Below are 25,977 nucleotides of genomic sequence, written 5' to 3' on the forward strand. Positions count from 1 at the left end.
CGGCGCGGCGACCGGCCTCAGAACGAGGCGGTGAGGCTGGTGTACAGGGTGCGGCCGGGTTCGTTGTAAGTGGCGGCCCCGGCGCCGTCGATGTTGTTCACTCCCTGGGCGTTGCCGGCGCGGAACAGGCGTTTGTCGAACAGGTTGTCGATGCCGGCGGTCAGGCTCAGGTGCTTCGTGATCGCGTAGGTGCCGCTGGCGCCGACCAGCGCATAGGGCGCCACCTGGTCGTTGGACGAGCCGGTCACGCGGTCGCCGTGGTAGTCGAATTTCTTCGGCTTCTGCTTGCCGTACCAGGCCACGCTCAGTTGCATCGACAGGTCGTCGCTGGCCTGCCAGTCGAGCATCGAATTGAGGGTGTAGGCCGGGGTCACCGAGAGGGTGTCGCCGGTTTCCTTGTTCTTCGACTGGAGCATGTAGGTGAAGTTGTTGGTCCACTTCAACTGCTCGGTCAGTGGCAGGGTCAGCGTGCCTTCCAGACCCTCGACCAGCGCCTTGGGAATGTTCTCCCACTGGTAGATCGCGGCATTGGCGTAGCTGCCGGTGCCGCCGCTGGCGCTGCCGATGCGACCCAGACCGGAGTCGATCTTGTTCTTGTAGTCGTTGCGGAAGTAGGTGATGCCGGCCACCAGGCCGTCGCGCTGGAACTCGATGCCCAGTTCCTTGTTGACGCTGGTTTCGGCTTCGAGCTTGTCGTTGCCTTGCAGGTAGCAACTGGTGCTCTGGCCGTAGCAGCCCTGGCCACGGCTGTAGAGCAGGTAGTCGGGGTTGAGCTGGTACAGGTTCGGCGCTTTGTAGGCGCGGGCGATGCCAGCCTTGAGCGTCAGTTCATCGGTGAGCGCGTGGGACAGGTTCAGCGACGGGCTCCAGTTGTCGCCGACCACGCTGTGATGGTCCAGGCGCAGGGCCGGGGTGAGCATGGTGCCCGGTTTCAGTTCGATGTTGTCCTCGGCGAACAGCGAGAAGATCTGCGCCTGCGAAGTGGTGCTGCGGCCGCTGCTGGCCAGGCCCGCGACGCTGCCGCCTTCGCTGGTGCTCTGGGTGTTGGAGCTGGGGTCGTCGAGCTTCTGCTGGCTCCATTCGCTGCCCAGGGTCAGGGTCTGGTCGCGCCAGGCGTGCAGCGGCAGGTTCAGCTCGCCGTGGGCGGTGAGGTCGCGCAGGGTCGAGGTAGACATGTCGGCGTTGCTGAAAATGCCTTCGGTGCCGCCGGCCAACCCTTCGTTGATGCGGCTGTTGCGGGTCTTGGCATATTGCAGATAGGCCATGCTGGTGCCGAAGTCCCAGTCGCCGCGATGGGTGAGGGCGTAGTTCTCGCGGTACACCAGGTTGGTTTCGTGGCCGAGCAGGCGCTTGACCGTGGCATTGGAGTTGGTGTTCTGGGTGTCGCCGCTGTAGATGTTGCCCTGGCGGCTGAAGCCGGCTTCCAGGTCCAGCGTCTGCCGAGGGTCGAGTTTCCAGCTCAGCAGGCCATTGACGTCCTTGTTGCGCACGCCTTCCCGACCGGCAGGCAGGGTGCCGACCTGGTTGCCGCTGCGCGTGGACTGGTGGCCTTCGTTGATGTCCCAGTCGTCGGCATCGGTCTTGGCCACGTTGCCGTACACCCGGTAGCTGAGGGCGTCGGTCAGCGGGCCGTTGAGGCCGAAACTGACGCGCTTGCTGGCGCCTTCCTCGCCGTGCTGCGGGAAGTTCTGATACACGGTCATGTTGCCGTGGGTCTGCTCGCCCGGCTGCTTGGTGATGATGTTGATGACCCCGCCCATGGCACCGGAGCCGTAGCGCGCAGCGGCCGGGCCGCGAATCACTTCGATGCGCTCGACCTGGTCGGCCGGCACCCAGTTGCTGTCGCCACGGGTGTCGCGCTCGCCGCGCCAGCCATAGCGCACGGCGTTGCGGCTGGCCACCGGCTTGCCATCGACCAGGATCAGGGTGTTTTCCGGACCCATGCCACGGATGTCGATCTGGCGGTTGTTGCCGCGTTGACCGCTGGTGGAGTTACCGGTGAGGTTGACGCCGGGCATGGTGCGGATGATCTGCGACAGGTCATTGGCCGGCGGGCGTTTCTTCAGGTCCTCGGCGGTGATCACCGAGACCCCCGGCGCCTGCTTGGTTTCCTCCAGCGCGGTGGCGACGACGGTCTGGGTCTCCAGTTCGATCGGTTCGCTTCCCCCAGGCGGTGTGGCGGCGTGCACCGCACTGGCCAGCAGGTAACTGGAGAGCAGCAGGAAAGGGGCGGGACTGAGCGAGCGGGGCGACATTGGGATCTCCGGCACGGCGGGCTGAATTCAAGAGATCACAGATGGTAATTACTCCTATTTGAGAGTAAAGCGCATTAACTTTCTAAACACTTGTCGCCGCCGGCAGCCGCAGATGCTGGACCAACCCTGGGTGGCCGTTGCTGGCCCACAACGTACCGCCCTGCAGCTCGACGGCACTGCGCGCGATGGCCAGGCCCAGGCCGAAGCCGCTGCCGCTGTCGGGCAGGCGCTGGTAGGGCTGGAAGATGCGTTCCAGCGCGTCGTCCGGCACCCCGCTGCCCTGATCGCGCAGGCACAGGTGCCAGTGTTCGCCCTCGCGCCAGCCGTCGAGGCACACCCGGCCGCCCGGCGGTGAGTGGCGGATGGCGTTGCGCAGCAGGTTTTCCAAGGCCTGGGCCAGGCTGTCCAGGTGCGCCTGCACCACGCAGTCAGGCCCCAGCGCGCAGGGCAGGCGCTCGGCCGCCCAGCCGCTTTCGAAGCAGGCATCCTGCACCAGCGCCTCCCACACCGACAGCACCTGCAGCGGCGCGGTCGGCACCTGTGGCCGCTCGGTGTCCATCCAGGCCAGATCGAGGGTGTCCTCCAGCAGTTTCTGCATGTCGTCCACTTCCCGCGTCAGGCGCTGGCGCAGTTGCTCGGGGGGCAGTGGGCTGTCATGGGCGATCCGCAGGCGCGCCAGCGGGGTGCGCAGTTCATGGGACAGCGTGCGCAGCAGCAGGCGCTGCTGATCGAGGCTGCGGCGCAGGCGCAGGGCCAGGTGCTCGAAGGCCTGGGCCAGTTCGCCCAGCTCGTCGTGGCGGGTGTGCAGGGCCAGGCCGGGGCTGTCCAGGTTGTCCGCGCGCAGGGCGTCGGCGCGGTCGCGCAGGCGGTTGAGCGGCGCTACCAGGTGTCGGTACAGCAGCAGGCCGAGCAGCAACGCCAGCAGCGCAGGCGCCACCCCATGGGTGATGACGTGGGTCCAGGGCGTCAGGCCGGTGGGCAGCAGGTGCTCGGGCAACTGGATGACCAGGCGACCGTCCTGCGGCCGCGTGGGAAAAGCGATGCTGACGTAGGGCAGCTCGTCTTGCAGGCGCCGACTCATGGGCCAGTCGAGCTTGCGCATGAAGGTCAGGCGACTGGCTTCTTCGGCGCTCAGCGGCGTGCTACCCAGGCTTTGCAGGCGCGGGCCGACGATAGCGACCCAGGTGTTTTCGCGGCGTTGCAGCGCGCGTCGGTACTGCTCCACGCCCTGGGCGCCATCGCGTTGCCAGGCCTGCTCGGCCTGTTCGGCGAAGTGCGCCAGGTAGTCACGTTCGGCTGGCGCGAGAAAGTAGGTGCTGCGCTCCACCGACAGGCCCCAGGTCCATAGAAGCCAGGTCAGCAACAGGCAGAAGCACACCTGCAGCAGCGCCAGTTTCCACAGCAGCGGATGGCGGCGCATCAGGCGTGGACCGTGTCGATCAGCACGTAGCCCTGGCCGCGCACGGCCTGGATCTGCAAATGCCCGGCACCGATGGCTGCCAGTTTGCGGCGCAGGTTGCACACGTGCACGTCCAGGCCGCGATCCAGGCGCATGTAGGGGCGGTGCAGCACGCTCTGGTACAGAAATGGTTTGCTCAGCGCCTCGCCTGCATGCGCCTTGAGGGTGCTCAGCAGGCGAAACTCCGAGCCGGTCAGCCCGGCCCGCAGGCCGTGGTGAGTGACATCCTGGTCGAGTGGATCGAAGCACAGCGCGCCTTCGGTGAAGGCGGCAGGTGGGTGTCGGTCGAGGGCGACGCGGCGCAGGAGGGCGTCGACCCGCGCATCCAGTTCGGCGAGGCTGAACGGCTTGGGCAGGTAATCGTCGGCGCCACGGGTGAAGCCGCTGATGCGGTCCTGCTCGGCGCCCAGGGCCGACATCAGCATCACCGGCACGGCCTGGCCACGACGCAGTTCGTCGAGCAGGCTCAGGCCGTCGATGCCGGGCAGCAGGATGTCCAGCAGGATCAGGTCGTACCGACCCGAGGCCAGCGCCTTCAGTGCCTCGGTGCCATTGGCACAGGCCTGCACGCTGAACTGGCGGCGCTGGAAATGCTGCTGCAGGTCGTGGCGCAGGTGGGGGTCGTCTTCGGCGAGCAGGAGCTGGACGGGCACGAGGGTCAGCCTTGGATGGGAATCAGATGCAGTTGCGAATAATCCCACTTGAGGGGTGCCAGGGCAATGGCCGAGTGATAGCAGGGTGTAATAGGCACCGGCTCTGCTGGTATTTGACGTGCCGAGTCGGAGCGTCTGGTCATTAGGTTCTGCAAATACGGGGGGGCGGACAGGCGTGACTCAGGCATTAAAAAGCCGGCTTGTGGCCGGCTTTCGGGGACGGGCTTGGCTCATTTTTGATAAGCCGCAACCGCCTTAACGGGTTGGCCATGAAGGCCTGAAAAAGATGACGGGCGGCCGTGTGGGGCGTCGTCAGGTGCTCTGGAATGCGGCTTGGCCGACCAGAGCAGAATGTGCCGCGTAGCATACAAGGGTGCACCGGGGATGCCCAGCGGAAATTGCCGCGCCGCTTACAGTGGCCGCTGGCGGCTGAACCACGACCACCAGAACACCCAACCCAGCACCTGCATGCCCTGGGCGTGACGCTGGGCGCTGGTGTAGCGCTCCACGGCGTAGTTGCGCCGGTCGTGGCTGTGCAGGCACAGGGTGTCGTTCTGCCCGAGGCTGAGGCTGTGCACACGTAGCCGGCCTTCGTGCAGCAGGGCGTAGGTTTGGCCATCGACCACACGGGTGAGGCTGCGGTCGATGGCCAGGGCGGCGCCGATGGGCATCAGCGGTGCCATGTTGGCCGCCGGCATGTCCAGGCATACCACGTGTTCGGCGAGGATGCCCAGGGTGTCCAGCGCTTGCGCCGAGATCAGCAGATGGCGCTCGGAGTCCGGCTGCAGCAGGCCGTCGACGAGGCGATGGAAGTCGACACAGACCTGCCGTCCGCCATGGCCGGGCGGTGCGGGTTCGACCTGAGTGGGGCAGGGGCGCAGGATCGGGCTGGGGTGCTTGGGGCCTTCGCCGCTGCGCAGCCAGCGGCGATTGACGCAGAACAGATCGGCCACCTCGTCCAGACGTGCGAGCGGGATGCCGCGCTTGAACCAGTTGTTCACGTGCTGGGGCGTGACATGGCGCTGGGCGGCGAAGTCGGACGAGGTCAGGCCGCATTCCTGCAGAAGGGTCTTGAGACGATCACCGGAATTGTTCATGGCGGCGAGTCTAGTGGGTGGCGCGTGGCGAGGGAATAAACGCGGTGATGGGGGAGGGAGCGGGTCTTGGCGGGATGTGTAAGAAGCGTTTGAAAGGTGCTGTGGGATGCTTCTGACGTGATAGGTCAGCGCTTTCCGAGAAGAAGCTGGAAGCGGGGCCGCATGGCGACCCCGTTCCTGTGCGGTATCAGCCTTTGTAGGCCGCTACCGACTTGGTGATCGCAGCGCGGGCGGCGTCTGCGCCGTCCCAACCTTCGATCTTGACCCACTTGCCCTTCTCCAGATCCTTGTAGTTGGCGAAGAAGTGCTCGATCTGCTGGATCAGCAGCGGCGGCAGGTCGGTGTATTCCTTGACGTCCACGTACAGCTGCGACAGCTTGTCGTGCGGCACGGCGATGACTTTGGCGTCGCCGCCGCCGTCGTCGGTCATGTTCAGTACGCCGACCGGACGGGCGCGGATCACCGAGCCTGGCGCGACCGGGTACGGGGTGACCACCAGCACGTCCAGCGGATCACCGTCGTCGGCCAGGGTGTTGGGGATGAAGCCGTAGTTGGCGGGGTAGAACATCGGGGTGGCCATGAAACGGTCGACGAACAGGGTGTCGCTGTCCTTGTCGATCTCGTATTTGATCGGCGCGTGGTTGGCCGGGATCTCGATGGCGACGTAGATGTCGTTCGGCAGGTCTTTGCCCGCAGGAATCTTGCTGTAGCTCATTGGGCTTAGCCCCCTGATTGACCAGAAAAAGTGGCGGCGATTATAGGCATATTCCGCCCCTGCATGCCACGGTCGGCCTGCGCCGCCGCCGCTCAGGCCGGGGCGTCGCGGTACTGCGGATGTTCGGCTTGCAGGCGGGTCAGGCGCGCCAGCGGGTCCTGGCGATAGAACAGCGCCAGTTGCTGGTAGACCTTGGGGTAGCTCTGCTGCAGCAGGTCGGGAGCGCTGAAGAAATACTCGCTGGTGACGGCGAAGAACTCCGCCGGGTTTTCCGCCGCGTAGGGGTCGATGACGGTTTCCAGGTCCGGGTTGGCATCGAGCTGACGGTTGAGGTCGTCGTAGGCCTGCTGCATGGCCTGCGCCCAGGCGCCGACGTCCATATCCGGGTGCAGCGGCGGCAGGCCGTTGGCGTCGCCGTTGAGCATGTCGAGCTTGTGCGCCAGCTCGTGGATCACCAGGTTGTAGGCGTCCCAGCCGCCGCTGGCCAGCACGCCTGGCCAGGCCATGATCACCGGGCCCTGGAGCCAGGCCTCGCCGCTGTGTTCAGCGTCCCAGACATGCTCGACGCCGCTGGCATCGCGGTGGCGCTGGGGGCTCTTGAAGTCGTCGGGATAGAGGATCAGCTCGTGGAAGCCCTGGTACCAGTTCAGCTCGCCCAGATTCAGCAGCGGCAACTGGGCCTGGGCGGCGAGGAACAGGCGCTGCTCGTCGTCCAGTTCGACGCCGGGCAGGGTGGTGAGGTGCTTGTCGTGCAGGAACAGCACGCTGGCCTCGCGCAGCCAGCGGTCCTGCTCGTCACTGATGCCGTCGAGCAGGGGCAGGCGTTCGCGAACGGCCTGCCACAGCGCCGGGTCGATGGGGTAGCGCGCCAGGGTGCGCTTGCGCCGCCAGGCGGCCAACGACCACATGGCCGCTCAGGACGCCTTGGCGGTGCGACCCAGGCGGCTGCGCAGCACGCCGAGGATCATCGGCACCAGCGACAGGATGATGATGGCGACCACCATCAGTGACAGGTGCTGCTTGATGAACGGCACGTTGCCGAAGAAGTAGCCCAGGGTCACCAGACCGCCGACCCACAGCAGGGTGCCGGCCACACTGAAGGCCAGGAAACGCGGATAGTGCATGTGGGCAATGCCGGCGACGAACGGTGCGAAAGTGCGCAGGATCGGCAGGAAGCGCGCCAGGGTGACGGTCTTGCCGCCGTGGCGTTCGTAGAATTCATGGGTGCGCTGCAGGTAGTCGCGGCGGAAGATCTTCGAATTGGGATTGCGGAACAGCCGCTCGCCCGCCGTGCGCCCGATCACGTAGTTGGTGCTGTCGCCGAGGATCGCCGCGAGCATCAGCAGACCGGCCAGCAGGACCGGGTCCATGCCGCCACCGGCGGCCACGGCGCCCGCGATGAACAGCAGCGAATCGCCTGGGAGGAAGGGCATGACCACCAGGCCGGTTTCGCAGAAGATCACCGCGAACAGAATGGCGTAGATCCAGGGACCGTAGTTGGTCACCAGCAGGTCAAGGTAGGCATCGAGATGCAGGATAAGGTCCAGCGGGTTGAATTCCATGTACAGCACCTGTTGTCTTGACCCGCTTCTACGGGCGCGCGATGACGGACGAAGTCATTTTTGGCGTGGGTATCTTCCCCGAACGGGGAGTGATTTTTCACATATGACGAGGGGGGCATTATACGGCGAAGTCGTGAAGATGCCCGGGGAGTTTGTAGCGAGTGGTTACGGCTCGTGCAGCAATCCGTTCGGCTCAGTCCTGGCTGATCGGCAGGATGTAGTTCTCGAACTCGATGTCTTTGCGAAAGCCCATGGACTCGTAGGTCTTCTTCGCCACCTCGTTGTCGCTGCTGGTCGACACCCGCAGGCGGATGGCGTTGCTCTGCTTGGCCATCTTCTTGGCTTCGCGCATCAGGTGGTCGGCCACCAGCATGCGCCGCGAGTCTTCGGCCACATAGATGTCGTTGACGATCCACACGCGCTTGAGCGACAGCGATGAAAAACTCGGGTAGAGCTGGCAGAAACCCAGCAGGCGGCTGTCGTCGTCATCCGGCAGGGCCAGATAGATCACCGACTCGCCGCGCGTGAGGCGCTTGCGCAGAAAGGTCCGCGAAGTGTCGGGATAGGGCAGTTGCCCGTAGAACTCGCGGTACTGGACGAACAGCGGGGTGAGCAGGTCGAGGTGTTCCAGGGTTGCCTTGATGATGCGCATGAGCAGGCCTCAGAGTCCATTGGGAACGGGATGATGCACGTCGCCACGTGATGGCATGCTGCCCCAAGGCAGTCTGCATACGCAATCTGCCTGGGGGAACGCAGGCTCAGTCCTCGCCGAGCAGGAAGTTGCCGGTCTTGCCGCCGGGCTGATCGCTGTCGAGGCTGTGGACCTCGGCCTCGTCCTTGAGGTTCACCCCGGATAACTGCCGTCGGCAGGCCTCGCGCATCAAGTACAGCAGGCGATGCGCGGCCATGCCGTAGCTCAGTCCCTCCAGGCGCACGTTGGAGATGCAGTTGCGGTAGGCGTCGGTCAGGCCCACCTTCGGCGCATAGGTGAAATACAGGCCCAGGCTGTCGGGCGAACTCAGGCCGGGGCGCTCGCCGATCAGCATCACGGTCATGCGTGCGCCCAGCAGCTCGCCCACTTCGTCGGCCACCGCCACCCGCCCTTGTTGCACCAGGATCACCGGCGCCGTCGTCCAGCCCTCGGCGCTGGCCTGCTCTTCGAAGCGGCTCAGCAGCGGCAGGGTGTGACGGTGTACGGCCAGGGCCGAGAGCCCGTCGGCGACGACGATCGCCAGATCGACCCCGCCGGCGTTGGCCTGGGCATGCTCGCGCAGCGTGGCCGCCGACGCGTCGCACAGGCGGCGGCCGAGGTCGGGCCGTTGCAGGTACTGGTGACGGTCGGCGGCCGCGCTGTGCAGCAGCAGGCTGTCGCGCCCGCGCGCCTGCAACTGCTCGCGCAGCGCGGCGTGGTCGAAGGGCAGGTGCACGGCGTCGCGGGCCTGGGCGTGGGCGAACTGGAAGTCCAGTTGCGCGCCGGTGGGCAGGCTGGTGCCGGTGCGGCCCAGGGCGATGCGCGCCGGGGTCAGGTTGCGCAGGGCCAGCCAGGGGTTGTCGGGAGTGGGTACGTGTCGGTCCATGGTCGTGCCTATGCGAGCTGTGCCAAGGCCTGGCGGAAGGCCGGCGGGAGGTTGTCGCCGAAGCGTACGCGGCCGTCGGCCTGGGTCAGGATGCCGGTGCGTTCCAGCCAGGCTTCGAACTCCGGACCCGGTTTCAGGCCCAGGGTCTGACGGGCGTAGAGGGCGTCGTGGAACGAGGTGGTCTGGTAGTTGAGCATGATGTCGTCGGAGCCGGGGATGCCCATGATGAAGTTGATCCCGGCAACGCCGAGCAGGGTGAGCAGGGTGTCCATGTCGTCCTGGTCAGCTTCGGCGTGGTTGGTGTAGCAGATGTCGCAGCCCATGGGTACGCCGAGCAGCTTGCCGCAGAAGTGATCCTCCAGCCCCGCACGGATGATCTGCTTGCCGTTGTACAGGTACTCGGGACCGATGAAGCCGACCACGGTGTTGACCAGAAACGGCTTGAAATGCCGGGCCACGGCGTAGGCGCGGGTCTCGCAGGTCTGCTGGTCGACGCCGTGGTGGGCATTGGCCGACAGCGCGCTGCCTTGGCCGGTTTCGAAGTACATCAGGTTCTGTCCGAGGGTGCCGCGTTGCAGCGACAGCCCGGCCTCGTAGCCTTCCTGCAAGACGTTGAGGTTGATGCCGAAGCCGGCGTTGGCAGCCTCGGTGCCGGCGATGGACTGGAACACCAGGTCCAGCGGCACGCCGCGGTTGATCGCCTCGATCGAGGTGGTGACGTGGGTCAGCACGCAGGATTGGGTGGGAATGTCATAGCGCTGGATGATGGCGTCGAGCATTTCCAGCAGGGCACAGATGGAGGCGATGCTGTCGGTGGCCGGGTTGATGCCGATCATGGCGTCGCCGTTGCCGTACAGCAGCCCGTCGAGAATGCTGGCAGCGATACCCGCCGGTTCGTCGGTGGGGTGATTGGGTTGCAGGCGGGTCGATAATCGCCCGCGCAGCCCCATGGTGCCGCGAAACGCGGTGACCACACGGATCTTCTGCGCGACCAGCACCAAGTCCTGCACGCGCATGATCTTCGACACCGCAGCGGCCATTTCCGGGGTCAGGCCCGGAGCCAGCGCCCGCAGGCTGGACTCGTCGGCCGCTTCGCTGAGCAGCCAGTCGCGCAGGCCACCGACCGTGAGGTGGCTGACCGGGGCGAAGGCCTCGGCGTCGTGGGTGTCGACGATCAGCCGGGTGATTTCGTCCTGCTCGTAGGGAATCAGCGCTTCGCTGAGGAAGTGGCTGAGGGGGATGTCGGCCAGGGCCATCTGCGCGGCGACCCGTTCACCGTCGTTGGCGGCGGCCACGCCTGCGAGGAAGTCGCCGGAGCGCGCCGGGCTGGCCTTGGCCATGACCTCCTTGAGGCTGTCGAAACGGTAGACCAGATTGCCGACCGTGTGTACGAAACGTGCCATACAGAACCTCCAGAGCGCCGCAGGCCGGGCCTGCGGCGTGGGTCGGCGATCAGTGCAGGGCCTCTTCGGCCTGCTGGATCGCGGCGAATTCCTCTTCCGGCGTGCCGGCAACCAAGTGATGACGACTGTAGAACGCGAAGTAGGCAATTAATACTGCATAGATCAGCGCAGCGCCAATCACCACGCGCGGATCGACCAGGAAGCCGGCCACCACCGCAATGCACGCCAGCACCAGGGCCAGGCCCGAAGTGAAGATGCCACCAGGGGTGCGGTAGGGGCGGGCCATCTTCGGCCGACGGATGCGCAGGGTGATGTGCGCGGCCATCATCAGCACATAGGACAGCGTGGCACCGAACACCGCCACCAGAATCAACAGATCGCCCTGGCCGGTCAGCGACAGGGCGAAGCCGATCAATCCAGGGATGACCAAGGCCAGTACCGGCGCCTTGCTCTTGTTGGTTTCCGAGAGCTTGCGCGGCAGGTAGCCAGCGCGCGACAGGGCGAAAATCTGCCGGGAATAGGCGTAGATGATCGAGAAGAAGCTGGCGATCAGTCCGGCCAGGCCAACCAGGTTGACGAAGCCGCTCATCCAGGTGGAACCGCCGTAGGCTTTGGCCAGGGCTTCGACCAGTGGGTTGCCCGAGGCCTTGAGCGCTTCGGAGCCGGCGCCGCCGGGGCCGACCACCAGAATCAGCAGGGCGAAGGCCAGCAGCACCAGCATCGCGCCGATCAAACCGCGTGGCAGGTCGCGCCGTGGGTTCTTGGTTTCTTCGGCGGCCAGGGGTACGCCTTCGACCGCGAGGAAGAACCAGATCGCATAGGGGATTGCCGCCCACACGCCGACATAGCCGAACGGCAGGAAGCTGCTGGCGCCGGCGGCGTCGGTCTGGGCGATGTCGAAGAGGTTGGCGGCATCGAAATGGGGCAGCATGCCCAGCAGGAACACCACCAGGGCAATGGCGGCGATGGCGGTGATGCCGAACATCAGCTTCAGCGCTTCACCCACGCCGAAGATATGAATGCCGATGAACACCACGTAGAACGCCAGGTAGATCATCCAGCCGCCGATGCCGAACAGCGACTGGCAATAGGCGCCGATGAACGTAGCGATGGCGGCGGGTGCGATGGCGTACTCGATGAGGATCGCCGTACCGGTGAGAAAGCCGCCCCAAGGCCCGAAGGCGCTGCGGGCAAACCCATAGCCGCCGCCAGCGGTGGGAATCATCGAAGACAGTTCAGCCAGCGAGAAACACATGCACAGGTACATGGTGGCCATCAGCAAGGTGGCGAGGAACATCCCGCCCCAGCCGCCTTGGGCGAGGCCGAAGTTCCACCCGGCATAGTCGCCGGAGATCACATAGGCCACGCCCAGGCCCACCAGCAGAACCCAGCCCGCAGCCCCTTTCTTGAGTTCGCGTTGTTGGAAGTAGTCGGAGCCGACCTTTTCGAAGTCGACCGAAGAACCGGCCGGTGTACCGGCGGAATGTTCGCTTGGCATGATTTCACCTGTTTGTTGTTTTAGGTCGCCGGAGGGACGCCGGGCCTTTGGTGATTCAGGTGTTGCAGAAAGCGCGCCAACGGCGCGAGCGGCCAGCCGCTCCAGCTACGAGCGGCAAGCTGCAAGCTGCAAGAAAAAGCAGCCGGCGCACGGTCCGCTCTTTCTTGTCGCTTGCCCCTTGCAGCTTTTTTTTAGAAGAAGCCGAGCGGGTTGATGTCGTAGCTGACCAGCAGGTTCTTGGTCTGCTGGTAGTGGTCGAGCATCATCTTGTGGGTTTCACGGCCGACACCGGACTTCTTGTAGCCACCGAACGCGGCGTGGGCGGGGTAGAGGTGGTAGCAGTTGGTCCACACGCGGCCGGCCTTGATACCGCGGCCCATGCGGTAGGCACGGTTGATGTCGCGGGTCCACACGCCTGCGCCGAGGCCGAACTCGGTGTCGTTGGCGATGGCCAGGGCTTCGGCTTCGTCCTTGAAGGTGGTGACGCTGACCACCGGGCCGAAGATCTCCTCCTGGAAGACGCGCATCTTGTTGTTGCCCTTGAGCAAGGTCGGCTGGATGTAGTAGCCGCTAGCCAGCGAACCGTCCAGTTGCTCCACCTTGCCGCCGGTCAGCAGCTCGGCGCCCTCTTCCTGGGCAATCTTCAGGTAGGACTGGATCTTTTCGAACTGCTGCTGCGAGGCCTGGGCGCCGACCATGGTGTCGGTGTCCAACGGGTCGCCGCGCTTGATCTGCAGCACCTTCTTCATCACCACGTCCATGAACTGCGGGTAGATCGACTCCTGCACCAGCGCGCGCGACGGGCAGGTGCACACCTCGCCCTGGTTGAAGAACGCCAGTACCAGACCTTCGGCGGCCTTGTCGATGAAGCTCGGCTCGGCCTGCATGATGTCTTCGAAGTAGACGTTCGGCGATTTGCCGCCCAACTCCACGGTGGACGGAATGATGTTTTCCGCGGCGCATTTCATGATGTGCGAGCCCACCGGGGTGGAACCGGTGAAGGCGATCTTGGCGATGCGCTTGCTGGTGGCCAGCGCTTCACCGGCTTCGCGGCCATAGCCCTGCACCACGTTGAGCACGCCCTTGGGCAGCAGGTCGCCGATCAATTCCATCAGCACGGTGATGCCCAAAGGCGTCTGCTCGGCGGGCTTGAGCACCACGCAGTTGCCGGCGGCCAGGGCCGGTGCGAGTTTCCAGGCGGCCATCAGCAGCGGGAAGTTCCACGGGATGATCTGGCCGACCACGCCCAGCGGCTCGTGGATGTGGTAAGCCACGGTGTTTTCATTGATCTCGGCGGCGCCGCCTTCCTGGGCGCGCAGGCAACCGGCGAAGTAGCGGAAGTGATCGACCGCCAGTGGGATGTCGGCGTTGAGGGTTTCGCGGATCGGCTTGCCGTTGTCCCAGGTTTCGGTGATGGCCAGCACTTCGAGGTTCTGCTCGATGCGGTCGGCGATGCGCAGCAGCACGTTGGAACGGTCCTGCACCGAGGTGCGACCCCAGGCGTCGGCGGCGGCATGGGCCGCGTCCAGCGCTTTGTCGATGTCTTCGGCCGTGGAGCGGGGGAATTCGGCGATCAGCTTGCCGGTGACCGGAGAGGTGTTTTCGAAGTACTGGCCTTTGACCGGAGCTACGAATTCGCCACCGATGTAGTTGCCGTAGCGCTGCTTGAAGGAAATCTTGGCGCCTTCGGTACCGGGATGTGCGTAACGCATGGTGTCTCTCCTGGCTATTGTGTTTGTTGGGGAGTGGACAAGCGTAGAGCAAACCGTGGGCCAGTGTGGTGCATACCTTTGCAATCAATGACTTAGGTCATTTCGCTGAATGGCGGTCGGGCGTTGGGTATCAGGACCGGTACGGCGGGCGTGACACTTTGTCCCGTTCCTGTGACGTCACTGACTCGCCAGTCGCCTCGTGATTGCAAACCACGCGGCGCAGGAGGATGCTGGCGCAACGCTCTATCTGCGGAGAACAACAAACATGCAGAGCAACGCTTTCAGCCGCCATGCTCAGCAGGTGCTCACCGTTGCCCAGGGATCGACCAGTGGGCCGGGCAGCGATCCGTCCATCGCCCGCTCCTGGCTGCGCTGCCTGCAGGATCACCACCTGGACCCGGCATTGGCCCAGGCCCCGGTGGTGCTTGAACAGGCGCGTTTGCAGGAGAGTCGTGCGCGCCTGCACCAGGTGTTGCAGATCGCCGAGAGCGAGATGAATAGCCTGCACCAGCAGTTGTCCGGCGCCGGCCATGCGGTGCTGCTCACCGACGCGCGCGGGGTGATCCTCAATTGCGTCACCGCACCCAGCGAGCGACATGTCTTCGAGCGCGCCGGGCTGTGGCTCGGCGCCGACTGGAGCGAAGCCTGCGAAGGCACCAATGGCATCGGCACCTGTGTCGTCGAACGCCAGCCGGTGACCATTCATCAGGATGAACATTTTCGCGGCCAGCACACCGGACTCACCTGCTCGGCCAGCCCGGTGTTCGATCCCCACGGCGAGCTGCTGGCGGTGCTCGACGTGTCCTCGGCCCGCGCGGAGGTCTCGCGGCAGAGCCAGTTCCACACCATGGCCCTGGTCAACCTCTCGGCGAAGATGATCGAGAGCTGTTATTTCCTGCGTCACTTCGAGCAGCACTGGTTGCTGCGTTTCCACCTGCACGCCGAATCGGTCGGGCTGTTCAGCGAGGGACTGTTGGCGTTCGACGGTGATGGACACATCTGCGCAGTCAACCAGGGCGCGCTGAACCTGCTGGGCAGTCGCCGGGACGGGCTGCTGGGCATGCCGATGGAGCGGTTCTTCGCCTGCAGCCATGAGGAACTGTTCGGTCACGCGTCGCCCCAGGGCAGCACGGCCTGGCCGCTGCGCACTCATGACGGTCGACAGGTGTTCGCCAGCCTGCGCGGGCGGGCCCGCGTGCCTATCTACCCGCTGGCGCGTCCCTCGCCAGCGGCGGCGGTCGATCCGGGCATCTGCCTGCACGACCCGGTCCTGCAAGCGGACTTCCGACGCGCGCTGCGTGTGTATCCACGCGATGTGCCGCTGTTGCTGCGTGGTGAGACCGGCTGCGGCAAGGAAGCCTTCGCCCTGGCGGTGCATCAGGCCAGCGAACGGCGCGGCAAGCCGTTCGTGGCGATCAACTGTGCGTCGATTCCGGAAAGCCTGATCGAGAGCGAACTGTTCGGTTATCGCGGCGGCAGCTTCACCGGTTCGCGCAAGGAGGGCATGCGCGGCAAGTTGCTGCAGGCCGATGGCGGTACCTTGCTGCTGGACGAGATCGGTGACATGCCGCTGGCCTTGCAGACCCGTCTGCTGCGGGTGCTGGAAGAACGCCAGGTGGTGCCCATCGGCGGCGAGCCTCAGGCGGTGGACCTGCGCATCGTCAGCGCGACCCACCGTGACCTGTTGCAGCGGGTGGAAGAGGGCAGTTTTCGTGAAGACCTCTATTACCGGCTCAACGGCCTGGAAATCAACATTCCCGCCGTGCGTGAGCGGGGCGACCGGGCGCAACTGCTCGACGCGCTGCTGGCCGAGGAAGCCGCGGGCCAGGCGATCAGCCTCGAACCCCAGGCACGCCAGGCGCTGATGGACTTCGCCTGGCCGGGCAACGTGCGCCAGATGCGCAACGTGCTGCGCACCTTGGTGGCGCTCTGTGAGGGTCAGCGCATTTATCTGTCGGATCTGCCGCCCGCTGTCAGAGCACCTCACGCATCTGTAGATGTGGGCTCGCCCCGCGAGGGCGGTGGCGCGGATGACACCGGACACGCGGCCGATCTCATCGCGGGACACGCTCGCCCACAAGCTGGCGCACCGCTGCAGAGCGCGGAGCGCCAGGCCCTGCTGTCGACGCTCGCCCAGCACCGCTGGCACCTGACCCGCGTCGCCGAGCACCTGGGTATCAGCCGCAATACCCTGTACCGCAAACTGCGCAAGCACGGCATCGCCCGCGCCGGTTGAGCGAAACAGCGGGTGCGATTTCCCGCGCCCTGGGCTACCCTGCCTCGACGTTTTGCGAGGTCGATCATGCACATTCACATTCTCGGTATTTGCGGCACTTTCATGGGTTCGCTGGCGGTCCTGGCCAAGGAACTCGGTCATCGCGTCACCGGTTCGGACGCCAACGTCTACCCGCCGATGAGCACCCAGCTCCAGGCGCAGGGCATCGAATTGACCCAGGGCTACGACCCGGCCCAGCTCGAACCGGCCCCGGACCTGGTGGTGATCGGCAACGCCATGTCGCGCGGCAATCCGGCGGTGGAATACGTCCTGAACAAGGGGCTGCCCTACGTCTCGGGCCCGCAATGGCTGGCCGACCACGTGCTGCAAGGCCGGTGGGTGCTGGCGGTGGCCGGCACCCACGGCAAGACCACCACCAGCAGCATGCTGGCCTGGGTGCTGGAGCATGCGGGCATGAGCCCGGGCTTCCTGATCGGTGGCGTGCCGCAGAACTTTTCGGTGTCGGCGCGCCTGGGCGACACGCCGTTCTTCGTGGTCGAGGCCGATGAATACGACAGCGCGTTCTTCGACAAGCGCTCCAAGTTCGTCCACTACCACCCGCGCACCGCCATCCTCAATAACCTGGAGTTCGACCACGCGGACATCTTCCCGGACCTGGCCGCCATCGAGCGACAGTTCCACCATTTGGTGCGCACCATTCCCAGCGAAGGCCTGGTCATCCACCCGACCACCGAGCCTGCGCTGGAGCGGGTTATCGGCATGGGCTGCTGGACGCCGGTGCAGACCACCGGTGAGGGCGGGCAGTGGCAGGCGCGCCTGCTCAGTGCGGATGGCTCGCGGTTCGAGGTGTTGTTCGACGGTCAGGTGCAAGGCGTGGTCGACTGGGCGTTGACTGGTCAGCACAACGTCGCCAACGCCCTGGCCACCTTGGCGGCGGCGCGCCATGTGGGTGTGGCGGCGGCCATGGGCATCGAAGGCTTGAGCGCCTTCAAGAGCGTCAAGCGGCGGATGGAAAAGGTGGCAGAAGTGCAGGGTGTGGTCATCTACGATGACTTCGCTCACCACCCGACCGCCATCGCCACCACCCTCGACGGCTTGCGCAAGCAAGTGGGCGAGGCGCCGGTGATCGCGGTGATCGAGCCGCGCTCCAATTCGATGAAGCTCGGCGCGCACCGTGACGGCTTGCCGGACAGCGTCAACCACGCCGATCAGGTGATCTGGTACGCCCCAGCCAACCTGGGCTGGGATCTGGCCGCCACTGCGGCCCAGTGCAAGGTGCCGAGCGTGGTCGCCGACAGCCTCGAGGCGATCATCGCGCGCGTCAAGGACCAGGTGCGGCCGGGCACCCATGTGGTGATCATGAGCAACGGCGGCTTCGGCGGCCTGCACGGTAAGCTGGCCGAGGCCCTCAAGTGAGCGGCCCGCAACGCATCACCCTGGCCATGACCGGCGCCTCGGGCGCGCAGTACGGCCTGCGGTTGCTCGACTGCCTGGTGCGTGAGGAGCGTGAGGTGCATTTCCTCATCTCCAAAGCGGCGCAACTGGTGATGGCCACCGAGACCGACGTGGTATTGCCGGCCAAGCCCCAGGCGATGCAGGCGTTTCTGACCGAGTACACGGGAGCTGCTGATGGGCAGATCCGCGTGTATGGCAAGGAGGACTGGATGTCGCCAGTGGCTTCGGGGTCTGGCGCGCCGGCCGCGATGGTGGTGGTGCCCTGTTCGACCGGCACCTTGTCGGCGATCGCCACCGGGGCTTGCAACAACCTCATCGAGCGCGCTGCCGACGTTACCTTGAAAGAGCGTCGGCAACTGATTCTAGTGCCGCGTGAGGCGCCGTTCTCCACCATTCATCTGGAGAACATGCTCAAGCTGTCGCACATGGGCGCGGTGATTCTGCCGGCGGCGCCGGGGTTCTACCACCAGCCGCAGACCATCGACGACCTGGTCGACTTCGTGGTGGCGCGGGTACTCAACCTGCTCGACATTCCCCAGGACATGCTGCCGCGTTGGGGCGAGCACCATTACGGGGTCGAGGATTGAGACGCGCTGCACTGGGCCTGTTGTTGATCGCCCTGGGCGGCTGCGCGACGGTGCGCACGCTCGATGCCAATCAACCCGGCGCCCCGGTGGTGTACGCGGGGACGCGGCTGGACCTGTATGCGATCGACGGTGGCTGTTGCGCCAAGGACCGTTTCGGGGCCGAGGCGCCTGCCTACCCACGGCTGGACCTGCCGGGGAGCATGCTGCTCGATACCCTGTTGCTGCCGTTGTCGGCCTTGACCGTTTTAGGCGTGGGGTTCAACGCCACTGGCGGGCTCTAGAGCGGGCACACGCGGTCCTGGCAATGGTCGCGGCGAGGCTGAAAACCTGGGCCCGCTGCGCGGTCCAATCGCGACGCAAGGCCGCTCCCACGAGGCGGTGTGAAATGCCAGGAATTGAGCATGGCAGTGCTTCCATAAATATCTGCACACCCTGCTCCCCCAGGCCGCCTGGCCTTGCACCGTCCAGCTTGTGGGAGCGGCCTTGTGCCGCGATTGGACCGCAGAGCGGTCCCGGCAATGGCAGCGGCGAGAGTGAAGCCAGGGACCGCTGCGCGGTCCGATAGCGACGCACGGCCGCTCCCACGAGGCGGTGTGAAATGCCAGGGATTGAGCATGGCAGTGCTTCCATAAACATCTGCACACCATTCTCTCCCAGGCTGCCTGGCCTTGCACCGTCCAGCTTGTGGGAGCGGCCTTGTGCCGCGATTGGACCGCAGAGCGGTCCCGGCAATGGCAGCGGCGAGAGTGAAGCCAGGGACCGCTGCGCGGTCTGATCGCGACATATGGCCGCTTCCCCGAGTTCGTGTCAGTTCTTGCCCAGCTTGCGCAGGTCGTCCGATTCGACCACGCGCACGCCGTCTTCTTCTTCCAGCGCCAGCCGCCACAGCGCCCTTGCCAAGGTGCAGGCTTCGATGCCGTGGTACTTGCCCGGCAACAGCCGCGAAAACGGCCCGGCCAGGCGTTCGGCCAGGCGCGGTTGCAAACGCTCGCCCAGCAGCAGCGAGGGGCGTACCAGGGTCAGTTGTGGCCAGTTCTGGGCCTTGAGCGCTTCTTCCATCTCGCCCTTGACCCGGTTGTAGAAGATCGACGATTGAGGATCGGCGCCGATCGCACTGATCGCCAGCAGATGACGCGCGCCCAGTTCCCGCGCGCGTTGAGCGAAAGCCACCACCAGATCCAGGTCCACCGCACGGAAGGCGGCCTCGGAGCCAGCCTGCTTGAGCGTGGTGCCCAAACAGCAATAGGCGATGTCGACCCGCCCGGACAACTGCGCAAGCGTCGTCGAAAGCTCGCCCACCGGGTTCTGCAGGCGCGGATGCTCGGCCAAAGGGCGCCGGGTCGGCGCCAGCACACGGCTGATGGTGGGTTCGTTGAGCAGGCGGTCGAGCAGGTGTTCGCCCGTAAGGCCCGTGGCTCCGGCAAGCAGCACATGCTGAGGCGTCAAATACATGATGACTCTCCCTTCTTTAGCGCTCAGCTTAGCGGGGCGCAGGCTGTTTCGCCTGCCCGTGCGTTGCTGGCTGAACCTTGTCTTCGAGGGCCTGCTCGGCCTGCTGGCGGCGCAGACGCTGCCAGTGTGCGAGCACCTGCGGCGGCGCCCAGAGCTGCGGCTCCGAGGCCTCGAAGCCCTCCCTTCGTTCCCGTTCGGCAACACTGCCGCGCGCCAGTTCAAACGCCTGTTTCAAATCGTCGGTCTGATTCAATGCCTGGGCAAACAGGGCGTCGCCGAAATAGGTAAAGTCGGCCTCTTCCGAGCAGCCGAACGAAACCCGATCCGGACGCGCGGCGGTCATGATCAGCGTGCGCTCGTCTTTGAGCGGGGCGATGTAGCCACCTGAATAGCAGGCGGAAATCACCACCACCTTGTCGCGGTTTTTCAGCGGCGCCAAGGCGCTGGCCAGTTCGTCGGCCGCGAGGTCGGCCAGTTGCAGGCGCGGTTGGTCGAGCACCAGTTGATGGTCGCGGCTGCCGTGGCTGGTCAGGTAGATGAACACCAGATCGTCCGGGCCGCTGCGTTCGGCCAGGGTACGCGCGGCCCGGGTGAGGTTTTCGCGGGTGGCCATCGGCCGGTCGCTCAGGTGATCGCGGTGGTTGACCAGGGTCACCTGGCCGCGGGCACCAAAGCGCACCTTGAGCAGGTTGCTGACGTAGTCGGCCTCGCGCAGGAACACGCTCTGCTGGCCATCGCCGGCCAGCACCAGGCTGTACAGGCCGACCGGCCCTGCGGAGCGTGGCACTTGCGCCAGCGCCTGATCGAGCAGCTTGCCCTGGTTGAGCAGCGCCAGGTCCAGCGGGTCGGGCAGCAGCACGCCTTTTTCATCGCGCACGCGCACGCCATTGACCCAGCGGCCCGCTTCGACTTGGCCATCGGCCTGAATCAGCCGACCCTGGCCTTGGTAGGCGTCGTTGTCGAAGGCGCCGATGTACTGGCTGCCATCGGCCAGGAACAGGTGGCCTTGGCCGGCGAAACGCCAGTCCTGGAAGCCACCCTTGTAGCGGCTGCCGTCGCTGCCCAGCAGTTCGCCTTGCCCGCTCAGTGCACCGTCCTTGAAGTCGCCGATCCACACATCGCCATCGGCATTTTCGTAGCGGCCGCGGCCTTCGAGGCGGTTGGCCTTGAAGTCGCCGATGTACTGCTCGCCCTCGACACTGTCGTAGGTGCCGGCGCCTTCGAGCTGACCGTCGACGAACTGGCCACTGAACTGGTTGCCGCTGGCGTCGCTGCGCACCCCGGCACCGTTGGGCTTGCCCTTGGCGAACAGGCCTTGATAGCGACTGCCGTCGGCCAATTCCAGTTGCCCGGCGCCGTCGTACTGGTCGTCCTTGAACTGCCCTCGGTAGGTCTGGTCGTGCTGCTTGAGGCTGCCTTCGCCATCGCGTCGGCCGTGCTTGAAGGTGCCGGCGTAGTGGCTGCCAGGGGTGCTCAGTTCGCCCAGGCCCTCGAACAGGCCGGCGACGAACTGTCCACGGTAGACCTCGCCGTTGCTGCCGTGCCACTCGCCCTGGCCATGCCACTGGCCGTCCTTGAAGCTGCCGGCATACCAACTGCCGTTGGGGTAGTCGATGCGCCCTTCGCCTTGCAGCAGGCCATCGACCACCTGGCCCCGGTAGCGACCGCCGTCGGGCAGGCGTGCATCCGGCGGCGACAGCGGTTCACCTTCGCCGCAGGCGGCGAGCAGCAGGACAAGGGCGAGGGGCAGCAGCGGGCGCATGGTCGGATCCGGGCACAAAGGTGCGCCGAGTATGCCGCAGATTCTGGGCGCGAGACAGCCGTGGCGGCAGGCGCACACGGCTGTGTGGAGGGGTTTCGGACGAAGCCTTCGGAGCGATCTTTCAGACGAAGCAGAGCGACAGCGGCTCGGCGACGTAAGCCGGTTTGTCCTCGCCTTCGATCTCCAGCGTTGCCGTGGCCTTGAGCAGCCACTGACCAGGCTTCTTCTCGGTGACGTCGGTAAGGTCCACTTTCAGCCGCACCTGGCTGTTGACCTTGACCGGTTGGATGAAGCGCACGCTGTCCAGGCCGTAGTTGATGACCATCTTCACCCCTTCGGGCAGGACCAGGATGTCCTCCATCAGCTTGGGCATCAGCGACAAGGTGAGAAAGCCATGGGCGATGGTCGAGCCGAACGGGGTCTGCGCGGCCTTTTCCGGGTCGATATGGATGAACTGGAAATCGCCGGTGGCCTCGGCGAACAGGTTGATGCGTGACTGGTCGATCTTCAGCCAGGCGGAACGTCCCAGTTCCTTGCCGACGTACTGCGCGAGCTGCGTGACGGGTACATGAGGCATCGTGACTCTCCGGGTTGTCTGTCCAGGTGGCCCGACCTACGTTTCAGGTCAGGTGCTGCGATGGAACGAGCGTACAAGATCAGCACGGCGCGGGGGGGCGGTCAAGGCCGGGTAGGGCGGGCGAATGCCGCCGTATTCAGCTCGCGCGCAGGTTTATAATGGCGCCCGTTGCCCAAGGAGATGCTTATGCTGCTGCGTGGTCTGACCTGGCTGGTGCTGTTCCAGTTGCTGGGAACGGCGATCAATCATTTGTTCCTGCCCGTGCTGCCAGGCCCGATCATCGGCCTGCTGCTGTTGCTGGTGTTCTTGATGGTGCGCGGCGAAGTCGGCGAGCCGCTCAATGAAGCCGCCGGCAGTCTGTTGCGCTATCTGCCGCTGCTGTTGGTACCGCCGGCGGTGGGGGTGATGGTGTACGCCCGCGACATCGCCGCAGACTTCTGGGCCATCGTCGGCGCGCTGGTGATTTCCTGCCTGCTCACCCTGGTGTTCGTCGGCGTGCTGATGCAGAAGCTGATCCAGCGCCACGGCAAACGCGAGCAGCAGCCATGAGCCTGGATTGGCAAGGCGCGCTGGAGGCGGTGATCCACCATCCGCTGTTCGGCATCGGCATCACCCTGGGCGCCTATCAGTTGGTGCTCGCGGCCTACGAGCGTACGCGCTGGATCTTCCTGCAGCCGGTGCTGGTGTCGATGCTGCTGGTGATCGGCGTGCTGCTGGCCTGCGGCATCGACTACGCCGAGTACAAGCGCAGCACCGAGATCCTCAACATTCTCCTGGGCCCGGCCACGGTGGCCCTGGCGGTGCCGCTGTACCTGAATCTGCGGCGCATCCGCCAGCTGTTCTGGCCGATCTTGACTACGCTGGTAGTCGGAGGTCTGTTCGCGACGCTGGCCTGCGTGCTGCTGGGGGCGTGGTTCGGCGCCGAGCGCATGATCCTGATGACCATGGCGCCGAAGTCGGTCACCTCGCCCATCGCCATGCTGGTCGCCGAGCAGATCGGGGGCGTCGCCGCCTTGGCGGCGGTCTTCGTGCTGATCACCGGGGTCATCGGCGCGATCTTCGGCCCGGCGCTGTTGACCCGCTGCGGCGTGCACAGCCCGGAAGCGCGCGGCATGTCGCTGGGCGTGACGGCGCATGCGGTGGGCACCTCGGTGGCCCTGCAGGAAAGTGACGAGTGCGGCGCCTTCGCGGCGCTGGCGATGAGCCTGATGGGTGTGGCCACTGCGGTGCTGCTGCCATTGGCAGTGAGCCTGGTGGCCTGAGGAGTCGAGATGACGTTACCCCTGTTTCCCCTCAATACCGTGCTGTTTCCCGGCTGTCTGCTGGACTTGCAGATCTTCGAGGCGCGCTACCTGGACATGATCGGTCGCTGCATGAAGCAGGGCGAGGGCTTTGGCGTGGTGTGCATCGCCGAGGGCGAGCAGGTGGGCCAGGCGCCTGCTGGCATCGCGGCGTTCGGCTGCGAGGCGCTGATCCGCGACTTCGCGCAACAGGACAACGGGCTGTTGGGCATCCGTGTCGAAGGTGTGCGGCGCTTTCGCGTGGCGGGCACCGAGGTGCTCAAGGACCAGTTGCTGATGGGCAAAGTGGACTGGCTGGCGGACCTGCCGGACACGCCGTTGGTGGAGGCAGACGACGACCTGCTGGCGCTGCTAGTGGCGCTGGGCGAGCACCCGATGGTCGAGGCGCTGGGTATGCCGCGTGAGGTGAATGGACGGCAGTCGTTGGCCAATCAGTTGGCGTATCTGTTGCCGTTCACGGAAGAGGACAAGGTCGATCTGCTGGCCATGGACTCGCCACAACGGCGCCTGGAAACCATCCAGTCGCTGCTCGAGCGGATCCAGGGCGAACTGTTCGCCTGAGCCTGAGCGCCCGATGAGCGGGGCGGCTGGTTTCCAGCCCGCCCCGCGCGTTCGTACTGCTCAATACTGGTAGCGCAGCAGGGCCTTGGGCAGTGAGTGCAGGGCGAAGAACGTCAGCAGCGCGATGCACGCCGGCAGGACCAGCCACCACACTTTGAGCGGCATGGCCACCAAGGGCTGGCGATATTGCACCAGCGTCAGGCAGACGGCCGTCACACAACAGGCCAGCAGGGCGCCGGCAAGAATGTCGGTGGGCCAATGCGCCCCCAGGTACACCCGCGACAGGGCGATCGACAGCGCCGGCAGTACCGCCAGCAGCACCCAGGTCAGGCGCATGCGCGGCGGTTGGCTGCGTCCGGCCAGCACGGCCAGGACCAGGAAGAACGCAAAGGACGCCGAGCTGTGGCCGCTGGGCATGCTGTAGCTGGTGAGCGGGTCGCTCAGCACTTCCGGGCGCGCCCGGGCGAACAGCCATTTCAGCGAGCCGTTGCACAGCGCCGTACCGATCAGCGCCATGCCGGCGAACACCGCATGGCGCCACTGACGCATCAGCAGCAGCAAGCCGGTCAGCAACCCGCCGAGAAAGAACTGCGTCTTGAAGTCGCCCAGGCGGGTGACCACCACGATGGCACCATCCAGGGCCTGGCTGCGATGCTCCTGCACCAGGGTCATGATGCCCTGGTCGAATGCATGCAGGTAGGGCCAGCCAAGAAACACGCTCGCCAGCGCCACCAGGCTCAGGCCGGCGATCAGCCGGGTGCCGTGGCGCTGGTCGCGCACGCTGCTGTTGAAGCTCAGCCCCACCAGCACGGCCAGGCCGCCGGCGATGATACCGGCCTGCAGCCAGAAGCCCTCTGGCAGGGGCAGGCGGATCGCGGCGCCCGTGGCCCAGCCCGGCAGCAGGTAGGCCACCGACCAGCCGGCAGCGGCCACCAGGCTGACGGCGATGAAGCGCGGCAGGGGCATGTCGAACATGCCGGCGACCATCGGTAGCATGGGCCGCAGCGGACCGATGAAGCGACCGACCAGAAGACTGGCGATGCCGTAGCGCTGGAAGTAGCTTTCCGCGCTGCCGATCCATTCAGGATGATGGCGCAGTAGCGGCAGGCGCCGGATGCCTTGGTGGAAATACTTGCCGATGGCATACGACAGCGCATCGCCCAACAGCCCGCCGAGAAAGCCCAGCAGCAGGGTTTCGCCCAGGCCGAAGGTGCCACTGCCGGCCAGTACCGCCACGGCGAACAGCAGCACGGTGCCCGGCACGATGATGCCGGCGATGGCCAGGCATTCGATGCAGGCGATCAGGAAGATGGCCAGCCCAAGCCATTGGGGGTTGGCGCTGAGCCAGCCGGTGAGGCTGTCGAGCCATTGGCCCATAGATCAGTTTCCTTGTTCGAGGATGAAGAAATCCCGACCTTCGACCTGGCCCCGACGCAGCGGGTTCCGGGTGCAGAAGCGGGCGAATCGGGCGTCGACGAAGCGGTACGGCAGGTGCTCGTCGCGTCCCTGTGGGATGCCCAGGCGGGTGGTCTGGATCACCTGTGGAACGTCCAGGGCGCAGTCTTCGACATACAGTCGCTCGGCGTCGAAGCGGCGTGCGTCCCAGTCCGGCACCTTCAGGCCCAGGGCGCGGCACAGCAGGGTCTGCCCGGCGCACAGGCGCTCGGCGGGGCGCAGGTTGCCGCTGGCGTCGGGGTTGTTCAACTGCATTTGGGCCAGGCTGTCGTCGCCTGAAACGGCGTCGACCCAGGGGTAGGCCGACTTGATCAGCACGGCGTTGCCCGGGCCGTGGGCGCTGAAGTTCAGCGAATCGCCGCCACGGGCGTAGTACATGTAGATGTGCCCGCCGTCGAGAAATAGCGCCTTGCGCTTCTCGGTGTAGCCCAGCGACGCATGGCTGCCTTTGTCGCTCAAGCAGTAGGCCTCGGTCTCGATGATACGGGCGGCCAGCCACAGCCCGCCTTGGCGATGACGGATGACCTTGCCCAGCAGGGCCTGGGCGACAGTCAGGGCGTCGCGGTCGAAGAAGCTGTCGGGCAGCGCGCGGCTCGGGCAGGGGCGGAATCGGGCATGCTGGTGGTTCGTGGAGGCGAAGGGCGGAATGATAGCAACGAA

At 65.7% G+C, this 25,977-nt stretch carries 24 protein-coding genes; 7 read left to right on the forward strand and 17 right to left on the reverse strand.

The window, feature by feature from the left end; genetic code table 11:
• Positions 1 to 17: 17 nt before the first annotated feature.
• From GKC70_RS02945 to GKC70_RS03000, 12 genes are all read right to left on the reverse strand, one after another.
• Entirely contained in the window at positions 18 to 2,255 is a 2,238-nt protein-coding gene (locus GKC70_RS02945; protein ID WP_342650384.1) for a TonB-dependent siderophore receptor, read from the reverse strand.
• A gap of 82 nt (positions 2,256 to 2,337) precedes the next feature.
• Positions 2,338 to 3,675, reverse strand: a complete 1,338-nt coding sequence (locus tag GKC70_RS02950) for a sensor histidine kinase (protein WP_342650385.1) — start codon at positions 3,673 to 3,675, stop codon at positions 2,338 to 2,340.
• Positions 3,675 to 4,367: a response regulator transcription factor gene (locus GKC70_RS02955; RefSeq protein ID WP_342650386.1), complete on the reverse strand. Its 693-nt coding sequence runs from the start codon at positions 4,365 to 4,367 to the stop codon at positions 3,675 to 3,677. The genes GKC70_RS02950 and GKC70_RS02955 overlap by 1 nt, the downstream gene beginning before the upstream one ends.
• A 410-nt stretch (positions 4,368 to 4,777) precedes the next feature.
• Positions 4,778 to 5,464, reverse strand: coding sequence for a helix-turn-helix transcriptional regulator (locus tag GKC70_RS02960; protein WP_342650387.1), 687 nt, complete (start codon positions 5,462 to 5,464; stop codon positions 4,778 to 4,780).
• A gap of 187 nt (positions 5,465 to 5,651) precedes the next feature.
• The gene (ppa, locus tag GKC70_RS02965) at positions 5,652 to 6,179 is read right to left on the reverse strand and encodes an inorganic diphosphatase (RefSeq protein WP_029611948.1); all 528 of its coding nucleotides are present in this window, start codon (positions 6,177 to 6,179) and stop codon (positions 5,652 to 5,654) included.
• A 92-nt stretch (positions 6,180 to 6,271) separates the two neighbouring features.
• Positions 6,272 to 7,087 (reverse strand): M90 family metallopeptidase, encoded by an 816-nt coding sequence (locus GKC70_RS02970; RefSeq protein WP_116889395.1) that lies wholly within the window; start codon positions 7,085 to 7,087, stop codon positions 6,272 to 6,274.
• Between the two features lie 6 nt (positions 7,088 to 7,093).
• Positions 7,094 to 7,741, reverse strand: coding sequence for a DedA family protein (locus GKC70_RS02975; RefSeq protein WP_029611947.1), 648 nt, complete (start codon positions 7,739 to 7,741; stop codon positions 7,094 to 7,096).
• A gap of 193 nt (positions 7,742 to 7,934) precedes the next feature.
• On the reverse strand, positions 7,935 to 8,393 hold the full coding sequence (locus GKC70_RS02980; RefSeq protein WP_342650388.1) for a GNAT family N-acetyltransferase: 459 nt from the start codon (positions 8,391 to 8,393) through the stop codon (positions 7,935 to 7,937).
• Positions 8,394 to 8,499: 106 nt separating this feature from the next.
• Entirely contained in the window at positions 8,500 to 9,318 is an 819-nt protein-coding gene (gene eutC, locus GKC70_RS02985; RefSeq protein WP_029611945.1) for an ethanolamine ammonia-lyase subunit EutC, read from the reverse strand.
• A gap of 8 nt (positions 9,319 to 9,326) precedes the next feature.
• Complete coding sequence (locus tag GKC70_RS02990) at positions 9,327 to 10,721, reverse strand: ethanolamine ammonia-lyase subunit EutB (protein ID WP_029611944.1); 1,395 nt, start codon at positions 10,719 to 10,721, stop codon at positions 9,327 to 9,329.
• A 49-nt stretch (positions 10,722 to 10,770) separates the two neighbouring features.
• On the reverse strand, positions 10,771 to 12,219 hold the full coding sequence (eat, locus tag GKC70_RS02995; protein WP_039580643.1) for an ethanolamine permease: 1,449 nt from the start codon (positions 12,217 to 12,219) through the stop codon (positions 10,771 to 10,773).
• A 191-nt stretch (positions 12,220 to 12,410) separates the two neighbouring features.
• Positions 12,411 to 13,931 (reverse strand): aldehyde dehydrogenase family protein, encoded by a 1,521-nt coding sequence (locus tag GKC70_RS03000; RefSeq protein WP_039580640.1) that lies wholly within the window; start codon positions 13,929 to 13,931, stop codon positions 12,411 to 12,413.
• A 265-nt stretch (positions 13,932 to 14,196) separates the two neighbouring features.
• On the opposite strand from GKC70_RS03000, the gene GKC70_RS03005 reads away from it, so the two are divergent.
• The 4 genes from GKC70_RS03005 to GKC70_RS03020 all read left to right on the forward strand — a co-directional run bounded on the left by GKC70_RS03005 (position 14,197) and on the right by GKC70_RS03020 (position 18,490).
• Positions 14,197 to 16,167, forward strand: a complete 1,971-nt coding sequence (locus GKC70_RS03005; protein WP_342650389.1) for a sigma-54-dependent Fis family transcriptional regulator — start codon at positions 14,197 to 14,199, stop codon at positions 16,165 to 16,167.
• Positions 16,168 to 16,233: 66 nt separating this feature from the next.
• Positions 16,234 to 17,583 carry a UDP-N-acetylmuramate:L-alanyl-gamma-D-glutamyl-meso-diaminopimelate ligase gene (gene mpl / locus GKC70_RS03010; protein ID WP_342650390.1) on the forward strand — a complete coding sequence of 450 codons (1,350 nt, stop codon included), beginning with the start codon at positions 16,234 to 16,236 and terminating at the stop codon, positions 17,581 to 17,583.
• The gene (gene ubiX / locus GKC70_RS03015) at positions 17,580 to 18,209 is read left to right on the forward strand and encodes a flavin prenyltransferase UbiX (protein ID WP_295488648.1); all 630 of its coding nucleotides are present in this window, start codon (positions 17,580 to 17,582) and stop codon (positions 18,207 to 18,209) included. The genes mpl and ubiX overlap by 4 nt, the downstream gene beginning before the upstream one ends.
• The gene (locus tag GKC70_RS03020; protein WP_039580629.1) at positions 18,206 to 18,490 is read left to right on the forward strand and encodes a YceK/YidQ family lipoprotein; all 285 of its coding nucleotides are present in this window, start codon (positions 18,206 to 18,208) and stop codon (positions 18,488 to 18,490) included. The genes ubiX and GKC70_RS03020 overlap by 4 nt, the downstream gene beginning before the upstream one ends.
• Positions 18,491 to 19,016: 526 nt before the next feature.
• On the opposite strand, the gene GKC70_RS03025 is transcribed toward GKC70_RS03020, so the two are convergent.
• From GKC70_RS03025 to GKC70_RS03035, 3 genes are all read right to left on the reverse strand, one after another.
• The gene (locus GKC70_RS03025) at positions 19,017 to 19,661 is read right to left on the reverse strand and encodes an oxidoreductase (protein ID WP_295488643.1); all 645 of its coding nucleotides are present in this window, start codon (positions 19,659 to 19,661) and stop codon (positions 19,017 to 19,019) included.
• A gap of 28 nt (positions 19,662 to 19,689) precedes the next feature.
• Positions 19,690 to 21,423: a C13 family peptidase gene (locus GKC70_RS03030; RefSeq protein WP_342650391.1), complete on the reverse strand. Its 1,734-nt coding sequence runs from the start codon at positions 21,421 to 21,423 to the stop codon at positions 19,690 to 19,692.
• A gap of 121 nt (positions 21,424 to 21,544) precedes the next feature.
• Positions 21,545 to 22,000 carry a MaoC family dehydratase gene (locus GKC70_RS03035; RefSeq protein WP_342650392.1) on the reverse strand — a complete coding sequence of 152 codons (456 nt, stop codon included), beginning with the start codon at positions 21,998 to 22,000 and terminating at the stop codon, positions 21,545 to 21,547.
• 186 nt (positions 22,001 to 22,186) lie between these two features.
• Here GKC70_RS03035 and GKC70_RS03040 point away from each other — a divergent pair, with 186 nt between their 5' ends.
• The 3 genes from GKC70_RS03040 to GKC70_RS03050 are packed head-to-tail and all read left to right on the forward strand — an operon-like array spanning position 22,187 to position 23,862.
• Complete coding sequence (locus tag GKC70_RS03040; protein ID WP_342650393.1) at positions 22,187 to 22,549, forward strand: CidA/LrgA family protein; 363 nt, start codon at positions 22,187 to 22,189, stop codon at positions 22,547 to 22,549.
• Between the two features lie 2 nt (positions 22,550 to 22,551).
• A complete protein-coding gene (locus GKC70_RS03045) occupies positions 22,552 to 23,262 on the forward strand; it encodes an LrgB family protein (RefSeq protein WP_342651457.1) in 711 nt (236 codons plus the stop codon).
• A gap of 9 nt (positions 23,263 to 23,271) precedes the next feature.
• A complete protein-coding gene (locus GKC70_RS03050; protein WP_342650394.1) occupies positions 23,272 to 23,862 on the forward strand; it encodes an LON peptidase substrate-binding domain-containing protein in 591 nt (196 codons plus the stop codon).
• Between the two features lie 60 nt (positions 23,863 to 23,922).
• Here the strand turns inward: GKC70_RS03050 and GKC70_RS03055 are convergent, their stop codons facing one another.
• Together GKC70_RS03055 and GKC70_RS03060 are read right to left on the reverse strand one after the other, a co-directional pair.
• Positions 23,923 to 25,239, reverse strand: a complete 1,317-nt coding sequence (locus tag GKC70_RS03055; protein ID WP_342650395.1) for a bifunctional DedA family/phosphatase PAP2 family protein — start codon at positions 25,237 to 25,239, stop codon at positions 23,923 to 23,925.
• Between the two features lie 3 nt (positions 25,240 to 25,242).
• The gene (locus tag GKC70_RS03060) at positions 25,243 to 25,965 is read right to left on the reverse strand and encodes a DNA-3-methyladenine glycosylase (RefSeq protein ID WP_342651458.1); all 723 of its coding nucleotides are present in this window, start codon (positions 25,963 to 25,965) and stop codon (positions 25,243 to 25,245) included.
• Positions 25,966 to 25,977: the final 12 nt, after the last annotated feature.

This window comes from Pseudomonas sp. REB1044, from assembly GCF_038813925.1.
Lineage (GTDB): Bacteria > Pseudomonadota > Gammaproteobacteria > Pseudomonadales > Pseudomonadaceae > Aquipseudomonas > Aquipseudomonas boreofloridensis.